This is a genomic window from Brevibacillus sp. FW301-21C12A, assembly GCF_058788915.1.
In genome coordinates this window covers 25154-45979 of sequence record NZ_JBYTBG010000031.1, presented here as the reverse complement: position 1 = coordinate 45979, position 20826 = coordinate 25154, and the positions used below count along the sequence as shown (strand labels likewise).

20 protein-coding genes and 1 pseudogene are annotated in these 20826 nt (G+C 54.6%); 7 read left to right on the top strand and 14 right to left on the bottom strand.

Translation table 11 applies throughout. The features are described from left to right. The 3 genes from AC3WQH_RS17975 to AC3WQH_RS17965 all read right to left on the bottom strand — a co-directional run. Positions 1-246, bottom strand: a 246-nt coding sequence (locus tag AC3WQH_RS17975; protein ID WP_492332189.1) for a hypothetical protein, incomplete at its 3' end; no start/stop codon positions are given. 111 nt (positions 247-357) lie between these two features. Continuing rightward, on the bottom strand, positions 358-1974 hold the full coding sequence (locus AC3WQH_RS17970; protein ID WP_309479325.1) for a peptide ABC transporter substrate-binding protein: 1617 nt from the start codon (positions 1972-1974) through the stop codon (positions 358-360). 76 nt (positions 1975-2050) lie between these two features. Next, complete coding sequence (locus AC3WQH_RS17965; protein WP_283858146.1) at positions 2051-2545, bottom strand: GNAT family N-acetyltransferase; 495 nt, start codon at positions 2543-2545, stop codon at positions 2051-2053. Positions 2546-2641: 96 nt separating this feature from the next. On the opposite strand from AC3WQH_RS17965, the gene AC3WQH_RS17960 reads away from it, so the two are divergent. Next, entirely contained in the window at positions 2642-2818 is a 177-nt protein-coding gene (locus AC3WQH_RS17960) for a hypothetical protein (protein WP_007784359.1), read from the top strand. A gap of 88 nt (positions 2819-2906) precedes the next feature. Here AC3WQH_RS17960 and AC3WQH_RS17955 read toward each other — a convergent pair whose 3' ends face one another. The 3 genes from AC3WQH_RS17955 to AC3WQH_RS17945 form a co-directional block, all read right to left on the bottom strand. Next, the gene (locus AC3WQH_RS17955; protein WP_492332188.1) at positions 2907-5822 is read right to left on the bottom strand and encodes a WG repeat-containing protein; all 2916 of its coding nucleotides are present in this window, start codon (positions 5820-5822) and stop codon (positions 2907-2909) included. A gap of 68 nt (positions 5823-5890) precedes the next feature. Beyond that, a complete protein-coding gene (locus AC3WQH_RS17950; protein WP_492332187.1) occupies positions 5891-7666 on the bottom strand; it encodes a sensor histidine kinase in 1776 nt (591 codons plus the stop codon). Then, positions 7663-8343: a response regulator transcription factor gene (locus tag AC3WQH_RS17945; RefSeq protein WP_005830406.1), complete on the bottom strand. Its 681-nt coding sequence runs from the start codon at positions 8341-8343 to the stop codon at positions 7663-7665. The genes AC3WQH_RS17950 and AC3WQH_RS17945 overlap by 4 nt, the downstream gene beginning before the upstream one ends. 130 nt (positions 8344-8473) lie before the next feature. On the opposite strand from AC3WQH_RS17945, the gene AC3WQH_RS17940 reads away from it, so the two are divergent. Continuing rightward, the gene (locus tag AC3WQH_RS17940) at positions 8474-9535 is read left to right on the top strand and encodes an AI-2E family transporter (protein WP_007784367.1); all 1062 of its coding nucleotides are present in this window, start codon (positions 8474-8476) and stop codon (positions 9533-9535) included. Positions 9536-9633: 98 nt separating this feature from the next. Here AC3WQH_RS17940 and AC3WQH_RS17935 read toward each other — a convergent pair whose 3' ends face one another. Beyond that, positions 9634-10617, bottom strand: a complete 984-nt coding sequence (locus AC3WQH_RS17935) for an NAD(P)-dependent oxidoreductase (protein ID WP_255320453.1) — start codon at positions 10615-10617, stop codon at positions 9634-9636. A gap of 104 nt (positions 10618-10721) precedes the next feature. Between AC3WQH_RS17935 and AC3WQH_RS17930 the strand changes: the two genes are divergently transcribed. Then, the gene (locus AC3WQH_RS17930; RefSeq protein ID WP_005830409.1) at positions 10722-11420 is read left to right on the top strand and encodes a cyclic nucleotide-binding domain-containing protein; all 699 of its coding nucleotides are present in this window, start codon (positions 10722-10724) and stop codon (positions 11418-11420) included. 27 nt (positions 11421-11447) lie between these two features. Next, complete coding sequence (locus AC3WQH_RS17925) at positions 11448-11876, top strand: DMT family transporter (protein ID WP_007784372.1); 429 nt, start codon at positions 11448-11450, stop codon at positions 11874-11876. Positions 11877-11899: 23 nt separating this feature from the next. Here AC3WQH_RS17925 and AC3WQH_RS17920 read toward each other — a convergent pair whose 3' ends face one another. Then, positions 11900-12880, bottom strand: a complete 981-nt coding sequence (locus tag AC3WQH_RS17920; protein ID WP_488175106.1) for an aminopeptidase — start codon at positions 12878-12880, stop codon at positions 11900-11902. Between the two features lie 121 nt (positions 12881-13001). Between AC3WQH_RS17920 and AC3WQH_RS17915 the strand changes: the two are divergent. From AC3WQH_RS17915 to AC3WQH_RS17905, 3 genes and pseudogenes are all read left to right on the top strand, one after another. Further along, positions 13002-13682: pseudogene (locus AC3WQH_RS17915) on the top strand (response regulator transcription factor). Then, complete coding sequence (locus tag AC3WQH_RS17910; RefSeq protein WP_005830419.1) at positions 13679-15040, top strand: sensor histidine kinase; 1362 nt, start codon at positions 13679-13681, stop codon at positions 15038-15040. The pseudogene AC3WQH_RS17915 and the gene AC3WQH_RS17910 overlap by 4 nt, the downstream one beginning before the upstream one ends. A 124-nt stretch (positions 15041-15164) precedes the next feature. Then, positions 15165-16550, top strand: coding sequence for a DJ-1/PfpI family protein (locus tag AC3WQH_RS17905; RefSeq protein ID WP_005830421.1), 1386 nt, complete (start codon positions 15165-15167; stop codon positions 16548-16550). 217 nt (positions 16551-16767) lie between these two features. On the opposite strand, the gene AC3WQH_RS17900 is transcribed toward AC3WQH_RS17905, so the two are convergent. The 6 genes from AC3WQH_RS17900 to AC3WQH_RS17875 all read right to left on the bottom strand — a co-directional run bounded on the left by AC3WQH_RS17900 (position 16768) and on the right by AC3WQH_RS17875 (position 20763). Further along, on the bottom strand, positions 16768-17424 hold the full coding sequence (locus tag AC3WQH_RS17900) for a VOC family protein (RefSeq protein WP_005830423.1): 657 nt from the start codon (positions 17422-17424) through the stop codon (positions 16768-16770). Positions 17425-17543: 119 nt separating this feature from the next. Continuing rightward, on the bottom strand, positions 17544-17720 hold the full coding sequence (locus AC3WQH_RS17895) for a hypothetical protein (RefSeq protein WP_005830424.1): 177 nt from the start codon (positions 17718-17720) through the stop codon (positions 17544-17546). A gap of 381 nt (positions 17721-18101) precedes the next feature. Further along, positions 18102-18638: a hypothetical protein gene (locus AC3WQH_RS17890; RefSeq protein WP_005830426.1), complete on the bottom strand. Its 537-nt coding sequence runs from the start codon at positions 18636-18638 to the stop codon at positions 18102-18104. A gap of 153 nt (positions 18639-18791) precedes the next feature. Further along, the gene (locus tag AC3WQH_RS17885; protein ID WP_005830428.1) at positions 18792-19484 is read right to left on the bottom strand and encodes a DUF2306 domain-containing protein; all 693 of its coding nucleotides are present in this window, start codon (positions 19482-19484) and stop codon (positions 18792-18794) included. Positions 19485-19503: 19 nt separating this feature from the next. Then, positions 19504-20094 carry a TetR/AcrR family transcriptional regulator gene (locus AC3WQH_RS17880; RefSeq protein WP_007784388.1) on the bottom strand — a complete coding sequence of 197 codons (591 nt, stop codon included), beginning with the start codon at positions 20092-20094 and terminating at the stop codon, positions 19504-19506. A 150-nt stretch (positions 20095-20244) separates the two neighbouring features. Continuing rightward, positions 20245-20763 carry a GNAT family N-acetyltransferase gene (locus tag AC3WQH_RS17875; RefSeq protein WP_005830432.1) on the bottom strand — a complete coding sequence of 173 codons (519 nt, stop codon included), beginning with the start codon at positions 20761-20763 and terminating at the stop codon, positions 20245-20247. Positions 20764-20826 lie beyond the last annotated feature (63 nt).

Below are 20826 nucleotides of genomic sequence, written 5' to 3'. Positions count from 1 at the left end.
CGTGGGAGCCGTAGCTGACGGACGCTCGGACGCGCGACTGCAACGCCGCGAACGTCTCTCCTGATTCGCTCGGCACGGGACCCGCCCGTGGGAGCCGTAGCTGACGGACGCTCGGACGCGCGACTGCAACGCCGCGAGCGTCTCTCCTGATTCGCTCGGCACGGAGCGCCCGTGGGAGCCGTAGCTGACGGACGCTCGGACGCGCGACTGCAACGCCGCGAACGTCTCTCCTGATTCGCTCGGCACGGGGCCGCCCTTGGGAACCGTAAGCTGCCACGCGATCCTTTTGCCCAGACAAAAGCTCCCCTTTCCAGCCGTCGAAAAGGGGAGCTTGCTCGTTTTATCAGCCTTCCTATGTTATTCCTTCGTGGCCCATTTGAAATCAAGGTAGCCCAACTCATCCATGACGACGCCCTTCAGCTTCTCGTCCTGCACCCAGTTGCTCGAATAAAAATAAATCGGAAGCACGGGCATTTCTTCCGTCAGGATGGCTTCTGCCTCCGCCAGCAATTGCTTGCGCTTGGCCGGGTCCGCTTCTGTCGCCGCTTTGTCGAGGAGCGACTGGTACTGCTTGTTTTCCCAGTTCGTATTGTTGTTACCGCCCTTTTTGTCGTAGAACAGTCCCAAAAAATTCGCAGGATCGCCGTAGTCCGCCAGCCAGCCCATCCGTCCAATTTGGTAATTGCCCTCGGTTATATGATCCAAAAAGACCTTCCATTCCTCTTCCACCAGCTTCACGTCAACACCCAGCGCCTCTTTCCACTGCTTTTGAACTTCAAGCGCAATCTTTCGATGGTTTTCCGAGCGATTCATGGACAGGGAGATCGGCGGGAGCTTGCCGATTCCCAGCTCCTTCATCCCTTCTGCCAAAAGCTTTTTCGCTGTCTCGCGATCATTGTCCTTGAAGTAGCCAGACTGCTTCTCGCCATTGGTCACAGGCACGATTGCCGTAGCGGGCACCTGGCTTCCCTTGGTCACCGTGTCGACAATCGCCTGGCGGTTCATCGCGTAGGCGAACGCTTTGCGGATTTTCGCATTGGTAAAAGGAGCCTGCTCCGTATTGAACTTGTACCAGTAGACACCCGCGATCGGCTTCGTGTGCAGAAGCCCTTTCTCCTTCAGCACTGGCAGAGCATCTGCCGGAAGCTGCCCGGGAGCACCCGCCCAGTCCAGCTCACCCGTATCGAACAAGGCCAGCTCCGTCTCTTCGTCCTCAACCATCGAAAAGGCGAGCTTGTCCAACTTCACGGCTGCCTGATCCCAGTACGACGCATTTTTCACCAGCGTCATCTGTTCAGCGCGCGTCCAGGAAGCGAGCTTGTAAGGGCCATTTCCTACATGCGTCGAGACGGCATTGGCCCATTTCGGATTCGCGGCCACGACCTTCTGGTTGACCGGATAAAAGGTCGGGAAGGCTGTCAGTTGGGCAAAATAAGGAGTCGGCTCCTCCAGCACGACGCGCAACGTCTTCGCATCAACCGCCTTCACTCCTACGGCGTCCAGCTTCTCCTTGCCGCTGTTGGCTGCTTCGGCATTTTCGATCACGTAGAGCTGATGGGAGTAGATGCTGTCCGTTTTCGGATCGAGCACCCGCTTCCATGCGTATTCAAAATCGTAGGCCGTGACGGGATCGCCGTTGCTCCATTTGGCATCGCGCAAGTGGAAGGTGTACGTCTTCAAATCGTCAGACACCTCGAGCTTGTGCGCCATGGATGGCTGCAGCTTTCCATCCGGGCCAACGCGAACCAGGCCGTCGTACATCGCCCTGGTCAACATGAACGATACTTCATCCTCTGCCAGCGCCGGGTCGACCGTGAGCGGCTCCGCGACCAAATTGAGCCGCAGTACTTTTTCCGTAGCGGCCGGACTGGCTGCCTTTGGCTTTGCTTCATTGGCTGCCGCGTAGCCAGCGCAAGAGGCAATCACTCCAGCGGCTACCAACACATTCAAAACGCTTTTGCTGCGTGATTTCATCGCGATTCTCCTTTGATTTCTAGTTTTCGAACTTTACATATAATACCAAATAACTAAAATAAACACAAACAAGCCACTATCCACCGCTACCGCGTCCAGCGGTAGTGCCAAAATCCCGCAGCGTCAGTCTCGCGAAAAAAAAGCCGTTTTTGAGCAGCACTTTTTGCGAGGCGATATTTTCGGCTGTCGTCTTGGCCTGTACTTCACGGATACCGAGCGGCTGTATGTATTCGGTAAGCAGTAGCTTGAGCGCCTGAGACGCCACTCCTTTGCCTGCGGCATCCGCTCCGACCCGGTAGCCGAGTTCGGCGCTTCCTCGTTCGTGATCGAGGTCGACCAGATTCATCCGGCCCAAAATGTCTCCCGCCGCATTTTTGATGAGCGTAAAGCAGGAAATACGCTGCTCTTGCTCTGCCAACAAAGCTTGCAGACTGTTTTGAAAATAATCGCAGTGATAGTACGCCTCCCCGCGGCTGGGGACTGTCCGCTCGAAAAACTCCCGATTTTTGCACTCGAAGGCAAAAAGCGCCGGGGCATCCTGCTGCTTCAACGGCTCGATATGGATGGACATGAAAACGACACTCCTTCACAAACATGATTGGTTCTTCATCCGCGGCCGAAATCCGCTAGAATAGGAGACAGGTACAAAAACGAGGTGAATGCGCAAATGGCTTATTTGGAAGAAGGCACGTTCATTGCCTTTCTCGCCTTTTCGATTTTTTTCCTGGTCGCCTACAAGCTGGATCAGATTTCGTTCGTCGCCTTCGTCGTTTCATTGGTCGCGACAGCGGCGGTGCACGCTGCCTTTTACCTGCTCATGCTGAAATATTGGCCGATCTTTTAAACGCGCCGCCTGCTTGCTACAGCAGCAGATCACGCACCTGCGAAAACAAGCGCGGGCTTGATGCTCCCGCGCTTGTCTTTCGGCACGCTCAATTTCCGGCTTGCTTTTCGTAGGCGGCAAGAAGTCCGGCTGCCTGTTTTTGGTATGCTGTCAAAAATCCTTGAACGCCCCGGTTCCACTCCGCCTGCGGCAACGGCAGCGGCAACTGGTTCGCCTGCTTTCCGTTGACCAGCAGCATCGTCTCGACCAGCGCCTTCTGCTCAGGCGACAGCTCTCCAGCCTTCAGCACTTTCGGCTTCGCGAGCTTTTTCCCCGCCACCGATCGTAACAGCTCCGCAAAAAACATCTGGTGATACTCTTTGTACAAATCCATCGACATATAGTAGCTCATGCCTCCACGCTGCGGCACGATGCCCCGCTTTTGCGCCCATTCCGTCAACTCCTTGGCGGTCAGCGACTGGCTGCTTTTGCCTGTCGCCATGAAGTAGGCGAGGCTGTACATGTCTTCGTCGCTCATGTCAGCGCGTTTCGCATCGGGCTTGATCGCGCCTTTTGCTTCCAGTGCCGCGAACACCTCTGCTTTTCCTGCGCCCTGTGGCAGTCCCGCATACAGCGCGAGATTCGCGTAAAACTTGCTCTCGCTGCTGCCCTTCCCGGACCAGCTATACGGCTTGCCGAAGTCGACAAGCTCCAGCGGGTTTTGTTTCATCAGTGTCGTATATGCCTCGAAGCTTTGCAACTGGAGCGGGCGATACGTAATCACAGGCTTTTTCGTCAGGAACTTGGTCGTAAACAGCTCTTTGCCGTCCTGATCGAGATAGCCGAACTGGTCCTTCGTCGCAAACGCAAATGGCGGCTGTGTGTCGTCGTGCAGCCAAAGTCCGGGAAAGACTTCGCCGGACGGCTTGATCGCTTCGTACCTGGGAGCAGTCAACTGTCTGCCGTCTGCTGCCAAAAGCCCGTACAAGCCCGTCTGCTTATCCTGGTAGACGACAACGCCTGGTCTTTTGTCGCTTTGCGGCAGCGGCTTCAACGACTGGTAGTTCCCTGTGGTGATGCGCTCCAGCGAAGAGGAGTACACATCCCAGCCATCTTTCGTTTGCACCAGCAGCTTGTCGAAAGTAGAGGCTGTCTCGTATCCGGTTGCGTTCGCCAGCTTTTGCACGAGCCGGCTGCCTTCCTGCGCCCAAACATCGAGCGTCCCGTCCGCCCGCATCGCAACGGCCGCTTTTTTCTCGCCCATCGCTATTTCCGCAGCCTCCCGATACGCAAACTCGCCTGCGACCTGCAACTGCCCGTCTGCGATCCGGATGAATGCCCGCTTGTTTGTGCCCTCCTTCACGCCCAATGTGTAGAAGGCGTCGCCCACCTGCATGATGGTGACGGGCGGAGCGTCGTAGCGCCCCTTCCACCGCGCCAGCTTGATCTCTGTCGTGAGCAGCGTGCCGTCTGGCGTGTACAGGTCAGCCGTCTGCCCATCTGCTGCGACGATCAGCTTGGAGGCATCGTCTGCGTAAAGCTGTTCATAATGCTTGCTGATCGGTTTATCGGTCGAACGGTCGACGATTACGCTCCCTTTGCCCGCTTCGTACACCGCATTCAACTGCTCGGACAACGGCTGGACGTCGTGTTCGCTCTCCGGCTTGCCACTAATGCCACCGAAGCGTAGCACTTTTCCATCCGGCTCGGTTACCACCACCTGTCCCGAAGCTTCCTCATAGCGAATGACCCGATTTTCTGCTGGTGTGAGCAGCAAACCTTCGCGCTCCGAATACAGCCCGATTTTGCTGCCGTCCTTGACGCTCTGCAGACCGTAACTGCCTAACGGCGTCAACGAATCGAACCAGAAGTCCGGTTCGCGGATCGGCTTTTCCCAACCGGGGAGAATCGTCTTTTTCCCGTCGCTGCGCACCAGCAGACGGGAGGCAGGCGCCCCTTCCACGCGCGGATGCACGAACGGGATCACCACTCCTGCGTCTACCTGCACAACGCCGTACATGCCCGTCTTCGGGTCCTGTCCCAGCACGTAGCTGTCGCGCAAATAGTCCGCGCCCTTTTTCAACGAATGAGCCGTTCCTTTGGAGATGGAATGGTAGGTCACAATATCTTTGGAGACGGTCCAGTACAAATCCGGGTTGCTATGCGCAAATCCCACCTCGGCATGGAGCGGCTCCGCCAAGAGCTGTCCGTCCTTCCACAAACCGACTCCGTTTGGCCCCACCAGTTGAAAATATCCATGGTTCCAGGTGTAGATCGCCTTGTATTGCGCAGGCAGCACGTACTGTCCATTCACATCGACCAGACCTTCCTTGCCGCCCGAGCGCACCTTGAGATAGGCAGTCTTTGGCCCGCCTTCATTGGGAATCAGCGCGGCCCCCGGCAAGGAAAATCTCGGCTTGAACGTCACCAGATCGTACAAGGTCATCGCCTTCGCGGTCGTCGCCACAACGTAGCGCGTCGCGTCTGCTTCCTGATCGCCCTTTGCCTCTGGGGGAATCAGCGAGACGATGGACAGCTTGCCTGCCACGGGAGGAATCAGCACCTTGCCCGTTTTGTCCAGCAGCATGGAAGTCTGTCCGCCCAGCACAATGACTGGGTCATGGTCAGAAGACAGATAGTAGCTGTGCGCCCCTGCAAACTTCGTGGCTGACAGCTTTTTCGTCGTCAGGTCGATGTATTGAAACCAGCCGCCTTTTTGCACGATGGCGATGTTATTCGAGCCGGGAATTTCGATCTCGTCCCAGACGGCGGGAGTGATTTCCTTGCCGGTACGCACGTCGAGCAATCCTTTTTTTCCGGCCTTGGTGACGATCACCGCGTGCGCAGAGTAGTCGAATGCATCGTACTGGGCTTTCGTTACCAGCTCGTTGCCATTGGTGAAACCGATCTTGTAATCCGTCAAGTACGGCTGAACGGTTGCAAACGAAGCCGCTTGCACCGGAGCTGTCCATGCGCTCGCGCAGAGCAGCGCAGCCGCCATCAGACTGATCGCTTTATGTTTCATGGGCTTGTTGGCCTCCCCCTGTGCTTTTTGCTTGCTATCAGTCAGACGCGCAAACGGCCACGTTGGTTTCACTTTCCTTTTCCATGGGTGGGCAGCGAAAAGGAAAAAGCGATGCCTGTCTTCGTATTTCGCACACTGTAGGAGGCTTCATGCAGTTCCAGAATGTGCCGGACGATGGCAAGTCCGAGCCCGGTCCCGCCTGTCTTGCGGTTTCGCGAGCGCTCAATCCGGTAAAAGCGGTCCCAGACAAAAGCGAGTTGCTCCTGCGGGATTTGCTCGCCTTCATTTTCAATCGTGACGCGCAGCGCTTGCGCCTCGCCTTCGATCCGCACGGTAATCTCGCTGCCCGGATTCGCATGGCGGATGGCGTTGACCAGCATGTTGAGCAACACTTGCTCGATTTTCTCCTGATCGGCGTACAGCGCTTCCTCGTTGGCCAAAATCGTCACGGCCCGCAGCTCTTTTTCGCGGAAATGATGCATCAGCCGCTCGACGATTTCCTCCGTCAGCTCGCTTAAGAAAAACCAGCTCTTTTTCAGCTTGATCGTCTTCGACTCCAGCTTGGCCAGCTCCAGCAAATCGCGGACGAGTTCCTCCATTTTTTCCGTCTCGTCGAGGATGACCTCGATGTAGCGCTCGCGCTTGTTCTCGCCGACGCCGTCCCGCAGCCCTTCCGCGAAGCTTTTCACGATGCTCAGCGGCGTTTTCAGCTCGTGCGAGGCATTGGAGACAAACTCCTTCTGGATCAGCTCCATCCGCTGCTTGTGGTCCATCTCGCTGCGCAGTTGTTCGTTGGCTTGCTGCAACTCCCGCAGCGTCACATCCAGCTTTTCCGCCATCGTGTTCAGACTGCGCGCCAGGCTGCCGAACTCGTCGTTGCGGATAATCGGCGACTTGACCGAGAAGTCGAGCCGCGCCATGCGCAGGGCGCTTTTGTTTAAGGAAAGTAGCGGCTTGGTGACGATTTTGGACAAAAGCAGGGACAACAGCAGGATCAGCGCGAAGCCGCCGATTCCGATGTAGACGTAAAACAGCCGCAGTGCATCGTTTGCCTCGCTGATCTGCTGCAAGGAGGTGAGGGCGACGACCAGTTCACTGAGCCGCCCGTCCTGTACGATCGGGTGAATCGCAACCAGGCTGCGCACGCCGCTCCACGGCTCCACCCATTCCTCCTCCAGCACGCTTCCGCCCTCCAGCGCGCGTTTGCGTTCCTCCGATAACGGGAATAAGTCCTTCAGCACATGAAACAGAATCCCTTGCCGCAAATTCCACTGGTTGGGCGCAGGCAAAAACAGCTCGGTAATTTCGCCGGAGACCGTCGACAGCGCCAGCGTCGTGTCGCTCCCTCGCAACGTGCCGATATCGGCTGCCCCCGCTTTTTTAATGACGCGCGGATAAAACATCTCCTGCAGCAGCCCTTCCTCAAAGACGCCGATCGCTTCAATCCGGTCGCCTTTGTGCAGATTCGCGCTCAAAAGGGCGCTGCGGTCTTCCTCCGGGAGCAGGGACAGCGAGATTTTCACGTTTTTGCCTTCGCGATCGCGAATGACGATGCGAAACGGATTGTCGTACTTCACCTGGCCGTTTGGGCTGACAATCGCCAGTTGCGTCTTGTTGCGGCTGATAAAAACGGACAACTCCCGGGCCATGCTCTCTGCGTCCCATTCCCGCGAGACGTACTCTTTGGCAAACGCTTCGAGCTTCTTCTCCAGGTCGTCCAGCTTTTTCGATTGATAAAATTGCTCAAAAAAAAGTAACTGACCGATCATGATAATCGTATAAAACAACAGGAAACACGATGAAGTGATGGCAAACAGCTTGAGTGTGACGCCCCATTTTTTCATCGCTCTTCCTCGAACGTATAGCCTGCCTTGATAACTGTCCGGATGTGTCGCGCTTCGCTGCCGAGCTTGCTGCGAAGCTTCTTGATATGGGTGTCGACGACGCGCAAATCGCCAAAGTAGTCGAAGCCCCAGACGTGATCCATGATCGTTTCCCGCGACAGCACGATCCCGGCATTTTTGATAAGATAGACGAGCAACTCATACTCTTTCGGGGCGAGGTCGATTTCTTCGCCCCTGATCTTCATGCGCCGGGCATGCCGATTAATGACGACCTGGCCGAAGCGCAGCAGATGGTCGGTTCCTCTGACCGTGCCCTCAACCCGCTTCATCAAGGAGTTGGCCCTGGCGACCAGCACTCGCGGGCTGAACGGCTTCGTGACGTAATCGTCGGCGCCAAGCTCAAAGCCTTGCATCTTGTCGTCTTCTTCGGACTTGGCGGTGAGGATGATGATCGGCACATCAGAGGTTGTGCGGATTTCTTTGCAAACCGTCCAGCCATCCATCTCCGGCATCAAAATGTCGAGAATGACCAGATCGACCCGGAGGCTTTCCAGCATCTGAATGGCTTGCTTTCCGTTTTCCGCTTCGTGTACAATCCATTGCTCCTGCTCGAAGTAGTCCGCGACGATTTCGCGGATGCGGCTCTCGTCTTCGACAAGCAGCACCTGTCGCTTCATGGATGGCTCTCCCTTCCTTGGATGGTGTGATAATTACAGCATTCGCCAAAAAAAGACACAGGAAATACACATCGTTACGGTAAGCTTAGCATAGAAAATAGCGCGTCTCGAAATTGGAAAGGATGTTCCCATGAACTTGCTCACCGTCTTGCAAAATAAGGATTTCAGACGTTTCGGTATTTTGGCGTTGTTTTGTTTCCTGCTCTACTCGCTCGGAAGCATGCTCAATGTCGTTTTGCTCACGTTTCTCGTCACATTTTTGATGGATCGGCTGCACCTGTTTCTCACCAGGGCGACTCACAAGCTCGTGCCCGTCCATCCCAAATTGATTCTCATAGCCCTCTACGCACTGTTGACGGCCTTTCTGGTTGGCGGAGGGATGAAAGCTTTCCCGGCCCTGATTCATCAAACCGGGCAATTGATCCACCTCATCGAGCAGGTGGTGCGGGAAAACCAGCATAACGAATTTGCGCCTTATCTCATGTCCGCCCTAGACAAGCTTGACATGAAAGGGCTTGTCAAAGGGAGTCTTGACTTTTTGACGGTCGTCAAGGACATGGGCTTCAACCTGTTTCTGGCGCTGCTGCTCAGCCTGTTTTTCCTGCTGGGCAAGGACAACGTGATCGCGTTTACCGCGCAGTTCCGCACCAGCAAGCTGTCGTGGCTGTACAACGAGATTGAATATTTCAGCCAAAAGTTTATTTTGACCTTTGGAAAAGTCATTGAAACCCAGTTGCTGATCGCCCTGTTCAACACTGTGTTCACGGTCATCGGCCTGTGGATTCTCGGCTTCCCGAACTTGTTTGGCCTGGCGCTGATGGTGTTCGTGCTCGGGCTGATCCCCGTGGCCGGCGTCATCATTTCCCTGATTCCGCTCAGCGCCATCGCCTTTAGCATCGGCGGCTTGCCTACGGTGATCTACCTGCTGGTGTTCATCATGCTGATTCACGCCATGGAAGCTTACGTCCTCAACCCTCGCCTGATGGCGTCGAAGACCCATCTGCCGATTTTTTACACGTTCGTCGTCCTGATCTTCTCCGAACACTTCTTCGGCGTCTGGGGACTGATCGTGGGGATTCCGTCGTTTGTATTTTTGCTCGACATTTTGGAAGTAAAAAAAATGGGAACCCCGATGTCCAAAAACAGACCTGTTTCCAAAGAAGTGCTGGACGTGCGGGTCAATGCCAAATAGGAAAACGGACAGCCGCCTCAATCCTCGACATAACCAAGCAAAAGGAGCCCTTCTCGTGCGGGCTCCTTTTTTGTTTGCTTTACTCTTTCCAAATTGTGCTACTCGCGTTCAAACCATTTAATCAGCGCCTGTGTCCCGCTGTCTGCCTCGCCTTTTTCCGCAAGCTCCTCATAGAGCGACTTGGACAGCGCGAGCCCAGGCGTCAACAGTCCCATCTCCTCGGCCGCTTCCAGGGCGATGCCCATGTCCTTGATAAAATGCTTGATGTAAAAGCCGGGCGCGTAATTGCCCGCAATCATCCGCGGAGCCAGATTGGACAAAGACCAACTGCCCGCCGCTCCCGCTTCGATGCTCGTCAGCACGCGCGCCGGGTCCAATCCCGCTTTTTTCGCGTAGGCGATCGCTTCGCACACGCCGATCATATTGGTCGCGATGCAGATTTGGTTGCACATTTTCGTATGCTGTCCGGCACCAGGGCCGCCCTGGAGAACGACGTTTTTGCCCATGACCGCAAGCAGCGGCTCCACCGCGTCGAACGCTTCCTGATCGCCGCCGACCATGATCGCAAGCCGCGCTTCCCGCGCTCCGACATCTCCGCCGGACACCGGGGCGTCCAGCGCATGCAGCGCATGCTTTTTCGCTTCCTCGTATATTTTTTGGGCGAGCGAAGGCTTCGACGTTGTCATATCGATCAAAAAAGTACCCGGCTTCGCATGCGAAATGATGCCCTCAGGCCCAAGGTACACTTCTTCCACATCAGACGGGTATCCGACCATCGTAATGATGACATTGGCTTCAGCAGCCAGCTCGCTTACCCGTTCCTTCCAGACTGCTCCTGCCGCCAGCAGTTCCTCGGCTTTTGCCTTCGTGCGCGTATAAACGAGCACCCGATACCCTGCCCGCAAAAAATGTCCCGCCATGCTTTTGCCCATGACGCCCGTTCCTACAAACCCGATAACCGTTTCTTCTGCACGTACAGTCACGCTACCAGCTCCCTCGTTTCTCTCTGTAATACCTACCCGTATAGTTCTGGAACAAAGCGGGATATTCCTGCTGCTCTCTGGCAAAGCGAGCGCCTGCACGGCCACACTTTCAGCCAACAGGACATATGTCCTTTTTTCTCGCCCCCCAGTCTTTTACTATAGAAGATGCCGTCTGCCCCATCCTTTTTTCTCGGAGGATTGCCATGAAGGAAATACACGATCGAGCTGTGCTCCACGCTTTTATCGAAAACAGTTGTCTGCACGAGCTGTTCGACGCTGCCGCCATCCGCGAAATGCATCTGTACCAGGCGGAAAAAGGCGAGCTGTTGTGCGCCAAAGGCGACGTGCTCCAGCACATGTACTTCGTCGTCGAAGGCAAAATCAAAATTTTCACGACGCTCCCCAACGGCAAGTCGCTGCTGCTGCGCTTCAACAACCCGCTGGCGATCATCGGCGACGTGGAGTTCGTCACGCGGCTGGAGGCGCGCAACACGGTTGAATTTGTCCATCCGGGCAAGCTGATTGCCTTGCCCTTCAAAGTATTGCACGAGCGCTACCAGAACCATCCGGGCTTTTTACAGTTCATCCTGCAAAAAATCAGCCACAAGCTGTACACCTCGTCCAACTCGACGAGCCTGAATTTGCTGTATCCGGTGGAAAACCGCTTCGCAAGCTACCTGCTCTCCACCCTCGAAGGCGGCACGCAGCCGACTGCCTCAGACGAATTGAAGACGGCGAAGCTCACAGAAGTAGCGGAGCTGCTCGGCACGAGCTACCGTCATCTGAACCGGGTCATTCAGAGCATGAGCGCGTCCGGCATCATCGAGCGGAAAAGAGGGGCGTTGCACATTCACAATCGAAAAAAAGTCGTGGAGCTTGCGAGCGGCAACATTTACGAATAAATGGCCGCATAGGAGGGCGTGAAAAGCATGCAAGGCATTCTGTTTTCGCTGCTCGCAGGCGTGTTCATCTGCTTGCAGAGCGTCTTCAATGCCCAGGCGAGCGACAAGCTGGGCCTGTGGCAAACGAACGCCATCGTCCACGGGCTGGGCTTCCTCGTCTCGCTCGCCGTCTTCGCCATCGTCCGCGACGGGGACTGGCAAAAAATCGAGGAAGTGAACAAGCTGTACTTGCTCGGAGGCGTATTCGGGGCGCTGATCGTTTTCAGCGTCATGAAAGGCATCACCTTGATCGGCCCGGCCTACTCCGTCTCCATCCTGCTCATCTCCCAGTTGCTCGTCGCCCTGCTCATCGACTCTCTCGGCTTGTTCGGCGTGGAAAAAGTCCCGCTTGGCGCAAACAAACTGCTGGGAATCGGCATCATGATCGCAGGCGTGCTCGTCTTTAAGCTGAAATAAAAAAGGAGGGCGCATCTGCCCTCCTACAAAATCAACTGCTCCGGATTCAGCCCCAGTAAAGCCTCGTGCACGAACCTTCCGTCTTTGCGGATCAACACGTCGTCAAACCAGATTTCCCCGCCGCCGTACTCCGGCCTTTGAATCGCGATCAAATCCCAGTGAATCGTGCTGCGATTGCCGTTGTCCGCCGAATCGTACGCCTGTCCCGGCGTCAGGTGGAAGCTCCCGGCGATTTTTTCATCGAACAAAATGTCGCCGATCGGGTGCAAAATGTGCGGATGAAACGCAATCGCAAACTCTCCGATGTAGCGCGCTCCCTCATCCGTATCCAGTATTTCGTTCAGCTTCTCGGTATGATTCGCCGTCGCCTCGACGATCTTGCCCTCGCGAAACGTGAAGCGCACGTTGTCAAAAGCCGTCCCTCTGTAGCGGCTTGGCGCGTTGTACTGGATCGTTCCGTGGAGCGAGCCGCGCACGGGCGCTGTGTACACTTCCCCGTCCGGCATATTCCGCTTGCCGACCGCCACCTGTGTGCCGATTCCTTTGATGGAAAAAGCCAGGTCGGTTCCCGGCCCCACTATCCGCACCTGATCCGTTTTGTCCATCAGCTCGTACAGCGGCGTGCTTGCCTTGGCCATTTTCCGGTAGTCAAACGAGCAGACGTCGAAGAAAAAGTCCTCGAAAGCGTCTGTGCTCATGTTTGCCTTTTGCGCGGTTGCCGCCGTCGGGTAATGAATACGGATTCCTTTGATTTCATTGTCGACGCGGTGCGCCATGGGTTGAAAAGCTTCGGCAAGCAGCCGCTGCTTTTCCTCTGGCACGTCTTTATACTCGCTGTCATTCGTCTCACCGTGAATGCCGATGTAGCCGTGGATGCCGTTCCACATGTCTTTTTCCCATTCGGCGACTTGCGCAAGCTGTGCCGCTGTCAGCCCGAGCATCCACTCCCGCTCGACGCGTGGCCTGATAAAACGCAGGTGCGGGTAAGCTCCTTTTGCATACAAACGTTTGACCGCCAGTGGGCAAGACTTGCTACTTGTTCCCAAAAACAGAAGGCCCTATAGTAAATGGTAAAAATGCAGTAATGACGGTCCTGATATGCAGAACGGAAAGGAGCGGATGAGCGTGCCAAGGGCATTAGTGGTCGATGACGACCCGCACATTCGGGAATTGGTCGCATTGTACTTAAAAGACGAGGGGTTTGACATTGTAGAAAAAACAAATGGAGCAGACACATTGGCATACGCGGAAAATCATGCCGTGGATTTGGCGGTTATCGACATCATGATGCCGCAAATGGACGGCTGGGAGCTATGCTCCAAACTGCGTGAGTTTGGCGATATGCCGATCATCATGATTACCGCCAAAGGCGAGGCGCAGGACCGCATCCATGGATTCAAGCTGGGGACCGATGATTATCTGGTAAAGCCGTTTGATCCCGTAGAACTGGTTCTGCGCGTAAAGGCACTGCTCAAGCGGTATCGCATTTCGGTATCCAACATCATTACGCTTGGCCATCTTTCGTTGGACCGTTCACGCTATCTGGTGGTATACGCAGACGGACAGACCAAAACGATCCCCATGAAAGAATTTGAACTGCTGTACAAACTGGGCAACTATGCCGGGCAATTATTTACTCGCGAAACATTGATCTAACAAATTTGGGGGCTCGATTATGAAGGGGACGAACGAACGGTAGATGTGCATATCAAGCGGCTTCGCGAGCGGTTCCCCGAAGCCGAATCCGGATTTCGCATCGTGACGATTCGCGGTTTGGGCTATCGACTGGAGGTAACAGCGCAATGAAATCGCTCTATACACGGGTCGTGCTCGTATTCGTCGGAATCGTCATGCTCAGCCTGGTGACGGCTTTTTTCATTACGACCTGGCTGTATGAAGAACGCGCCAAAGGCATCGTCCGAGACATGCTCATCGAAAACGGAAGCCAAATGATCGCTACCTACCAATCCACTCCCACCGCAGAGCTGGTTCCGCTCATGCAGCACTTGTCGGGCCTTTCCCTAACCCATACGCAGCTTTACAATGCAGAGGGCGTTCCGCTCCTCGCCGAGAAAGGAACCTCGTTGCAGGTGGAGCCTCGTGATGTCGCGCGTGTCCTCGCTGGTGAAAAGCTAACTGATCTGCTGCGAATCGACACTTCTGCTTCCCATGAAGCTGCACTGCCTGTAATTGGCCTGCCTTTTCAGGTGGACGGACAGCCTTATGCCTTGTTCGTGACGCTGAAACGAAACAGCGCTGACGAAGAATTGATGAATTCGATTCATTTGCTGTACGGTTTAATCCTGTTCATCGGAAGCTTTTTGATTCTCATCGCCGCCCGTTACCTGGTCAAGCCGATTGTTCAATTGACCGAAGCCACCCGGCGAATGGCGGAAGGAGAGTTCGCAGTAGAAGTACCTATCAAGCGCAAAGACGAGATCGGAATCTTGAGCGCCAGCTTCAACCAGATGGCCAAAAAGCTCGGAATGCTGGATCAAATGCGGCGGGATTTCGTCTCCAACGTCTCGCATGAGATCGGTTCCCCTTTAACTTCGATTTCCGGTTTCACAAAGGCGTTGAAGCACAAGGAAGTAAGCGAGGAAAACCGCCTTCGCTATTTGACCATTATCGAGGAAGAGAGCGAGAGACTGTCTCGGTTGAGCCAAAATTTGCTGCAATTATCCCAACTGCAGCAAGAGAACATGCCGCTGCGCACCAAGACGTATCGTCTCGACGAGCAGATTCGCAAGGTCGTGATTGCGCTTGCTCCACACTGGGAAACCAAACAGATCGACTTCGACCTTCATCTGGAGCCGCTCATGATAGAAGCAGACGAGGACCAGTTCAGCCAGGTGTGGATCAATCTGCTGAGCAATAGCATCAAATTCACACCTATAAACGGCACGATTCAAATCACGGCTGTCAAGAAAGGCAATCAGTGCATCGTTTCCATTTCCGATAACGGAATCGGGATTCCTGAAGAAGAAAGGGCTCACATTTTCAAGCCTTTTTACAAAGTAGACAAAGCTCGCAATTCTGCCGTAAAAGGAAACGGCCTTGGGTTGTCCATCGTGAAGCAAATCATTGACGGGCATCGGGGAAGCATTCGGGTTTTAGGGGAAGCAGGAAAAGGAGCGACGTTTGAAGTGGCCTTGCCGCAGTGAAAAACCGCCAGCGTGCGGTTTTTTCTTTTTTTGTTTCCGTTCATATTCAGTTCACATAGCTGCTTTATATTCCTCTTAGAAGCTAATTACCCTACGGTGGTATAGTAAACAGGAGGAATCAAAAGTGAAAAAAGTTTTGTTGCGTTTGGCGGTGTATCTGCTTAGTCTGGTTGTATTTGTAGGCGGTCTTGGCTTTCTTGGATATTCCCATACGCAGAAGGAATTTTACAACGCGCTCCGCGAAGAGGCCGTCCCTTCCCTGGAGGGAGTCACCATTCCCCCTCATGATCCGGCGAAACCTACCGTTGCAGTCGTCTTGGGAGATTCTTCGATTACAACAGAGGATTTCGATTTTCTCATTCCGTACACGCTGCTCTCGATGACAGAAGCGTATAATGTCTATGCTGTCGCACCCGACAAAGACCTCAAAGCTCTGTCAGGCGGACTCGATGTCGTCCCGCACTACACGTATGCAGAGTTGGATGCTCTGTTGGGGAAAGACCCTGACGTAATCGTAGTCCCGTTTATGCCCATTATCGATGAAGCGACATATGCCCCTACCCGCGAGTGGATTCAGAAACACGCTAACAGCGATACCACTTTCCTGAGCATTTGCGGGGGGTCAGGCAACCTGGCTGATGCCGGTCTGCTGAAAGGAAAATCGGCTGCGTCTCACTGGCAAGCGATTCCGTCATTGCGAGTATTCTACCCGGATACGACTTGGGTAGAGGATGTGAGATATGTCCACGAAGGAAATACGCTGACTTCATCCGGTCAAACGGCTGGTATCGATGCGGTGCTTCACCTCATCTCGCAGCAAGTGGGCGAGCCGACAGCAGCAAGCATTGCCAAACAAATCAGCTATCCGAATTACGAATTTGTCGCGAATCCAAAAGTGGAACCGTTTGTTCTCGACTACAAATTTTCCACCTACATTCTGAATAGCACATTCCGCTGGCAGAAAAAGCAAATGGGCGTGCTGCTCTATGACGGCATGGAAGAACTGGCCCTGTCTTCGATCTTTGACTCGTACGCGGACACAGGAACGACACGCGTTCGGACCATTTCGAGGACGATGACACCGCTTACGACCAAGCATCACCTCAACATCGTGGCACGACACACCATCGAGAATGCGCCACAATTGGATAAAATGATTATCCCTGGCGGCGACGCGCCTTCGCTGGCTCACGATGACATCAAGTTTTGGAATGAAAAAGGCAAGGCCGATGTGACTCTGCTCATTCACGCCGATTCTCCCAACCGTTATGTGTTTGAAGCTCCATTGGAAGACCTGGCCAAGCAGGAAGACCTGCTGACAGCCCGGCATGGCGTAAAGCGTTTGGAATACCGCTTCGACAATATCAAGCTGGAAGGCAGTGCGCTTCCTCTCATGACCTATGCGCACCTGCTGCTTACTCTCGCTCTTGCTTTCTTTACGGCATTTTTCATTGATCGCAAGTTCATTGCCAAGAAATCGATTTGCTGTTTGCACAAGCGCACGCTGTAATCTCTGCCGAAACTGATCCCAAGCATGTGAAACAGATGAAAACACCTTCAAGACGATCCGATCATTTCGCAAGATCGGGGACAATCTTGAAGGTGTTTTTTTATGCGTGCGTGTCTGCTCCTTGAGCCAGACGACGCCGATCAGCGTAGCAAACACGATGCTGATTTCCCGCAGCGCCACTTCTCTGTCTTTGGAACGCAGTCGGCAACCGTTCCGTTCAGCAGACGATCCGGTACGGCAACGGCGGACTCGTATGCACAAGCCCCTGCTGTCCCCGCTCAGGCTCAGGCTCAGGCGCAAGCTCGATCGCGATAGGATGGATGGTGGCCCCTCTGTCGGTCGGATACCACGGGCGGTTTGCTTTTACCAGCACGAGCACGCCGTCCTGATCGCCGTAAAAGCGAAAGACTTCCGATTCAGCCTCAAATTCGCTCGGGATCGGGGCGAGCGAAGCCGCGAATGCGGCGACATCGGGAACGGGCATGCCGACTTCCTGAATCGAGAGCCAATCCGTCTTCGCCTCTGCCGGAAAAGCCAGCAGCTCCAAAATGTTTCCTTCCGGGTCTGCGAAGTAGAGCTGCTTTCCTTTCCACGTGTACGACTGCATGACCTCCTGCCCGTCTTTGCTGCGTAAAACGATGCCGCGCTGTCTGATCGCTTCCGCATACGAATCGAACGCCCGCTCCGCGATGCCGCAGGCAAAATGGTAAAACGGCTTTTGCTCCGCCCGCTGAAAAGCCAGTGTGGCTTCCCCTACCGATACGGCAAACGAGCGGGGCGTGCTTTCGATCAGCGGCATGTGCAAAACTTGCGTGTAAAAAGCCAGCAGTTCTTCCGGCTTGCTCGTCGTCAACGTCACCTTTTGCAGCTTCATCGGCCGTTCACTTCCTTTTTTCTTCCATAGTAGCATAAGTAGCGCCCGGGAAGCGGCAGCCCTTTTCGCCGCGGAAGAAAAAAACAAGCGATCCCCAAACAGGAATCGCTTGCCGCTAGTCACGCGAAATGCTTGACCAGATTCAGAAACCGATCAATAGCCGTGCCGATCTCTTCCTCGTCGATATCAAATTTGGGGTGATGATGCGGATAGGCGCTCTTTTTTCCGCACAAAAACACGATGTTTGGCTTGACCGCTTCCCGGTTTTCAGCCATCCATTTCGCGACGGCGAGCAAGAGCGCCGTATGTCCGTCGTGTCCCAGGGGAATTGTAGCGTGGCGGCATAAAAAAACCTTCTCTGCCGAAAGAGAAGGAGTTGGATTTTCAGAATAAGGCACAGGAAACGGGACGAAATAGGGAGGTTGGTGTTCGCGGTTGTCCAGCCGAATCGAACGAGTAACCGATGAACCGAATAGGCGTCTGGCGATTCGTTCTACCCATACAAATTAGGATTAGCACGTATGCTCTGTCATACATTTCTACGAGCGACCAGCGCTCATAGGGGTCCTTGTCTCGCACAAGGATAGGCGTTGTCCGCGATTTCCTGTGGCTGAGATGTACTCAGCTTACAAAACGCAATCCGTTACGTTTTCTAAGCTAAGCACATGAAGCTGTGCCTAGTCTTCCAGCTCGATATATTTTTCGGCCTGCGGAAACTCCAGAAAAATGTTGTGGCATTCGTCTTCAATCAACTGGGACAAGCGCTTGACTTTTCTCTCCAGCTTCAAGCCGCTTTCCCGCGCTTTTTCAATGTCGTACATGGCGCGCGTGATCGTCTTGTCCCCGCCATTGAAGTAGCCGCCCGTATTCAGTTCCTCTTTTTTCATCGAACCGTATCGCTTCAGCGAGGCAGCTTCCTTGCGCATATGCTTCGCAATCTGCATCGCAGTAAAAAGGCTGATCTCCTGATTGTTCCAGGTGATTTTGTGGGCGAGATTGGCGCTGTGGATCAGCTCGTCAATGACGCGGAAGTCTTCGCGCGCTTCCTCCAGCTCTTCCGTGATGAGCGCAAACGAACGAGTCGGCTCCTCCGCTTGCTCGCCTTTCACATAGACGCAGAAGGCGTTTTTTTCGCGCTCCTGATCGAGCTCGCTGACCTTGTGGGCAATATCTGAACGCAACGGAACAAGTGCTGCCAAAGACAGTTTCGCCATTTCCAACCTTCCTTTCTCTCGGGACGAAATTTACTCTTTCAATGAGACGAGCCAATAGCTGGAAAGTTTCGTTTTTTCCAGAAAACTTTTGGCACTGGCTTTTAGAAAAATAGCAAAGCCCCCTCATTCATCGAGGAGGCTTTGCCGATGCAGTCATGCGCTTTTGGATGAGTTGAATTTTTTGTGGTAATAGCGGGAAAATCCGATGATACAGGGGACGAGGACGATCGTCGGCATAAACCAGACGAGCGGGTGAACAGAGCTTAGGCCGAGCAGGCGCGGCGCACCGAATACGGTAAAGGCCGTAATCGTCGCGATACAGCAGCCGAGCATTCCTCCCAGATGCTCAAACCACCAGTGGAGCTTTCGCCCCGGCGGCCGCAGCCAGTACACAAGCTGCGTCGTGCCGAGGAAAATCCCGATGAACGGAAACCAGGTCAGCAGGGTAAAGTCGATCGTCGCCCCGTACAGGCTCATGGCTGCGCCCGAGGCGACCAGCAAAGCGGGAAACAGCAGGTCGACCGGTTGGCGATGCGCCGCTTTGCGGTTTTTGTACCGCAGCACGCGAATCCCGTACCAGGCTGTCGCCGAGCTCAAAATCGAGATGAAAATGAGGAACCAGGCGAAGGCGACGGACTCGACCGTTTTGTCCGGATCGAATCCGATCCGCCAGATGCCCATGACGAGGGCCGAGATCGCGACTGCTCCCATCGCGATCACGTAGACCCAGCCTGAGCGCACGTGCGCCTTTCCGCCCTTTTTGGTGACGATTGGCAGCCAGAATACGAGCAAGGCGGTAAATCCGGCGATGATGTGAATCACTTTGAAAATCGAGAAAAGAAGCATGGCGCTGTTTCCCCCTCTGCTAACCATTGGTCAGCGTCTGATACATGATCTGATGCACTTCATCGACAGTCAGTCCGCTCGCATTCGGCGCGATTTGCGTCTTCATCCGGATGCCGTACGTAATCATCGTGAAAAAAATCGCGACCTTCTCCGCATCGAGCGTGGCCGGGATCACGCCAGCCCGCTGCCCAACCTCGATCCATTCCTTCGACGTCTGGATGCTCTCCTCGTGCAGCTTGACAAGCATCCCGCCAATCACCGGGTCTTCTCTTTTGCTCAGCAAGTAAATCAGGATCAGATTCGTCACATCGCGCGGGTTGTGAATGTGGCGCAAGCCCTGCGAGATACTCCCGAGTGCCCCCGTCAATTCGCTTCCCCCTTCTTTTACGGTTTGGTAAAACCGCTGGCTGATGGCGGCAAAACGTCTTTGCAACAGCAAGCCGAGCAGTTCATCCTTGCTTTTTACGTAATGGTAGATCGCGCCCTTGGACAAGCCTGAACGCTTCATGATGTCCTGCAACGTCGTCTGCTGGCATCCTTTTTCCAAAATCAATTCCTCTGTCGCCGTCAGCAGCAATTGGAAGCTGGGGTTTTGATGAATCGATGACATAGTATCCTCCTGTAGAAAATGGACATGGAAGTCGGTTCCTTACGACCACTATACAAACCGTCGGTCGGTTTGTCAAGCGAAAGAAAAAACACGGACGTCGCTTCGTCCGCTTGGCGCTGCTTTTCGCTGCTTTTCGCTGCTGCTTACGCTTTACTGCGAGACGATGAGTTTGTAGTAGATCACCGTGTCGTGCAGGCTGCCGTCAGCAGACATGGCGTAGTGCGGGATTCTCCCGCCCTCTTGGTACCCCATCGCCTGATACAGCCGATTGGACGGATCTTCGGCGCGCGTATCCAAAACGAGCAGGCTGCGGTTCTCGGCCAGCGCCCGCGCCTGTGCAAGCAGCATCAGCGTGCGGCCAATGCCTTGCCGCTGCGCGGAAGGATGCACCATCAGCTTGGCGATTTCCGCCCGATGCCGTCCGTTTGGCCGCTCAGCCAGGTGGAGCTGGACTGTCCCGACGATGCCGTTTTCATTGGCTGCCACCCAGACTACCACCTGCTCGCCCGTTACCGAGGCCCAGTAGGCGTATGCTTCTTCCCAGGCCAGTGGCGGCAAAAACCCGACGGAAGCCCCATCCGCTACGACATCCACCAGCAGCCCGGCCAGCTCGCGAAGCTCCTGCTCCGTTGGCTGGATCACTTCTCGATACGATAAACCTGGCGTCATGCTTTGTCCCCTCCGTTACGTTTCGCTATGTGCGTGATTATTCTGTATCCTTTAGCACCACTA

What these genes read in the sequence shown, in the direction of transcription:
- AC3WQH_RS17885 (WP_005830428.1), bottom strand. Translation starts at nt 19,484, where the DNA reads ATGCTTCTTTTCTCGATTTTCAAAGTGATTCACATCATCGCCGGATTT.
- AC3WQH_RS17950 (WP_492332187.1), bottom strand. Translation starts at nt 7,666, where the DNA reads ATGAAAAAATGGGGCGTCACACTCAAGCTGTTTGCCATCACTTCATCG.
- AC3WQH_RS17970 (WP_309479325.1), bottom strand. Translation starts at nt 1,974, where the DNA reads ATGAAATCACGCAGCAAAAGCGTTTTGAATGTGTTGGTAGCCGCTGGA.
- AC3WQH_RS17875 (WP_005830432.1), bottom strand. Translation starts at nt 20,763, where the DNA reads ATGACGCCAGGTTTATCGTATCGAGAAGTGATCCAGCCAACGGAGCAG.
- AC3WQH_RS17940 (WP_007784367.1), top strand. Translation starts at nt 8,474, where the DNA reads ATGAACTTGCTCACCGTCTTGCAAAATAAGGATTTCAGACGTTTCGGT.
- AC3WQH_RS17910 (WP_005830419.1), top strand. Translation starts at nt 13,679, where the DNA reads ATGAAATCGCTCTATACACGGGTCGTGCTCGTATTCGTCGGAATCGTC.
- AC3WQH_RS17930 (WP_005830409.1), top strand. Translation starts at nt 10,722, where the DNA reads ATGAAGGAAATACACGATCGAGCTGTGCTCCACGCTTTTATCGAAAAC.
- AC3WQH_RS17955 (WP_492332188.1), bottom strand. Translation starts at nt 5,822, where the DNA reads ATGAAACATAAAGCGATCAGTCTGATGGCGGCTGCGCTGCTCTGCGCG.
- AC3WQH_RS17965 (WP_283858146.1), bottom strand. Translation starts at nt 2,545, where the DNA reads ATGTCCATCCATATCGAGCCGTTGAAGCAGCAGGATGCCCCGGCGCTT.
- AC3WQH_RS17945 (WP_005830406.1), bottom strand. Translation starts at nt 8,343, where the DNA reads ATGAAGCGACAGGTGCTGCTTGTCGAAGACGAGAGCCGCATCCGCGAA.
- AC3WQH_RS17925 (WP_007784372.1), top strand. Translation starts at nt 11,448, where the DNA reads ATGCAAGGCATTCTGTTTTCGCTGCTCGCAGGCGTGTTCATCTGCTTG.
- AC3WQH_RS17900 (WP_005830423.1), bottom strand. Translation starts at nt 17,424, where the DNA reads ATGAAGCTGCAAAAGGTGACGTTGACGACGAGCAAGCCGGAAGAACTG.
- AC3WQH_RS17880 (WP_007784388.1), bottom strand. Translation starts at nt 20,094, where the DNA reads ATGTCATCGATTCATCAAAACCCCAGCTTCCAATTGCTGCTGACGGCG.
- AC3WQH_RS17960 (WP_007784359.1), top strand. Translation starts at nt 2,642, where the DNA reads ATGGCTTATTTGGAAGAAGGCACGTTCATTGCCTTTCTCGCCTTTTCG.
- AC3WQH_RS17890 (WP_005830426.1), bottom strand. Translation starts at nt 18,638, where the DNA reads ATGGCGAAACTGTCTTTGGCAGCACTTGTTCCGTTGCGTTCAGATATT.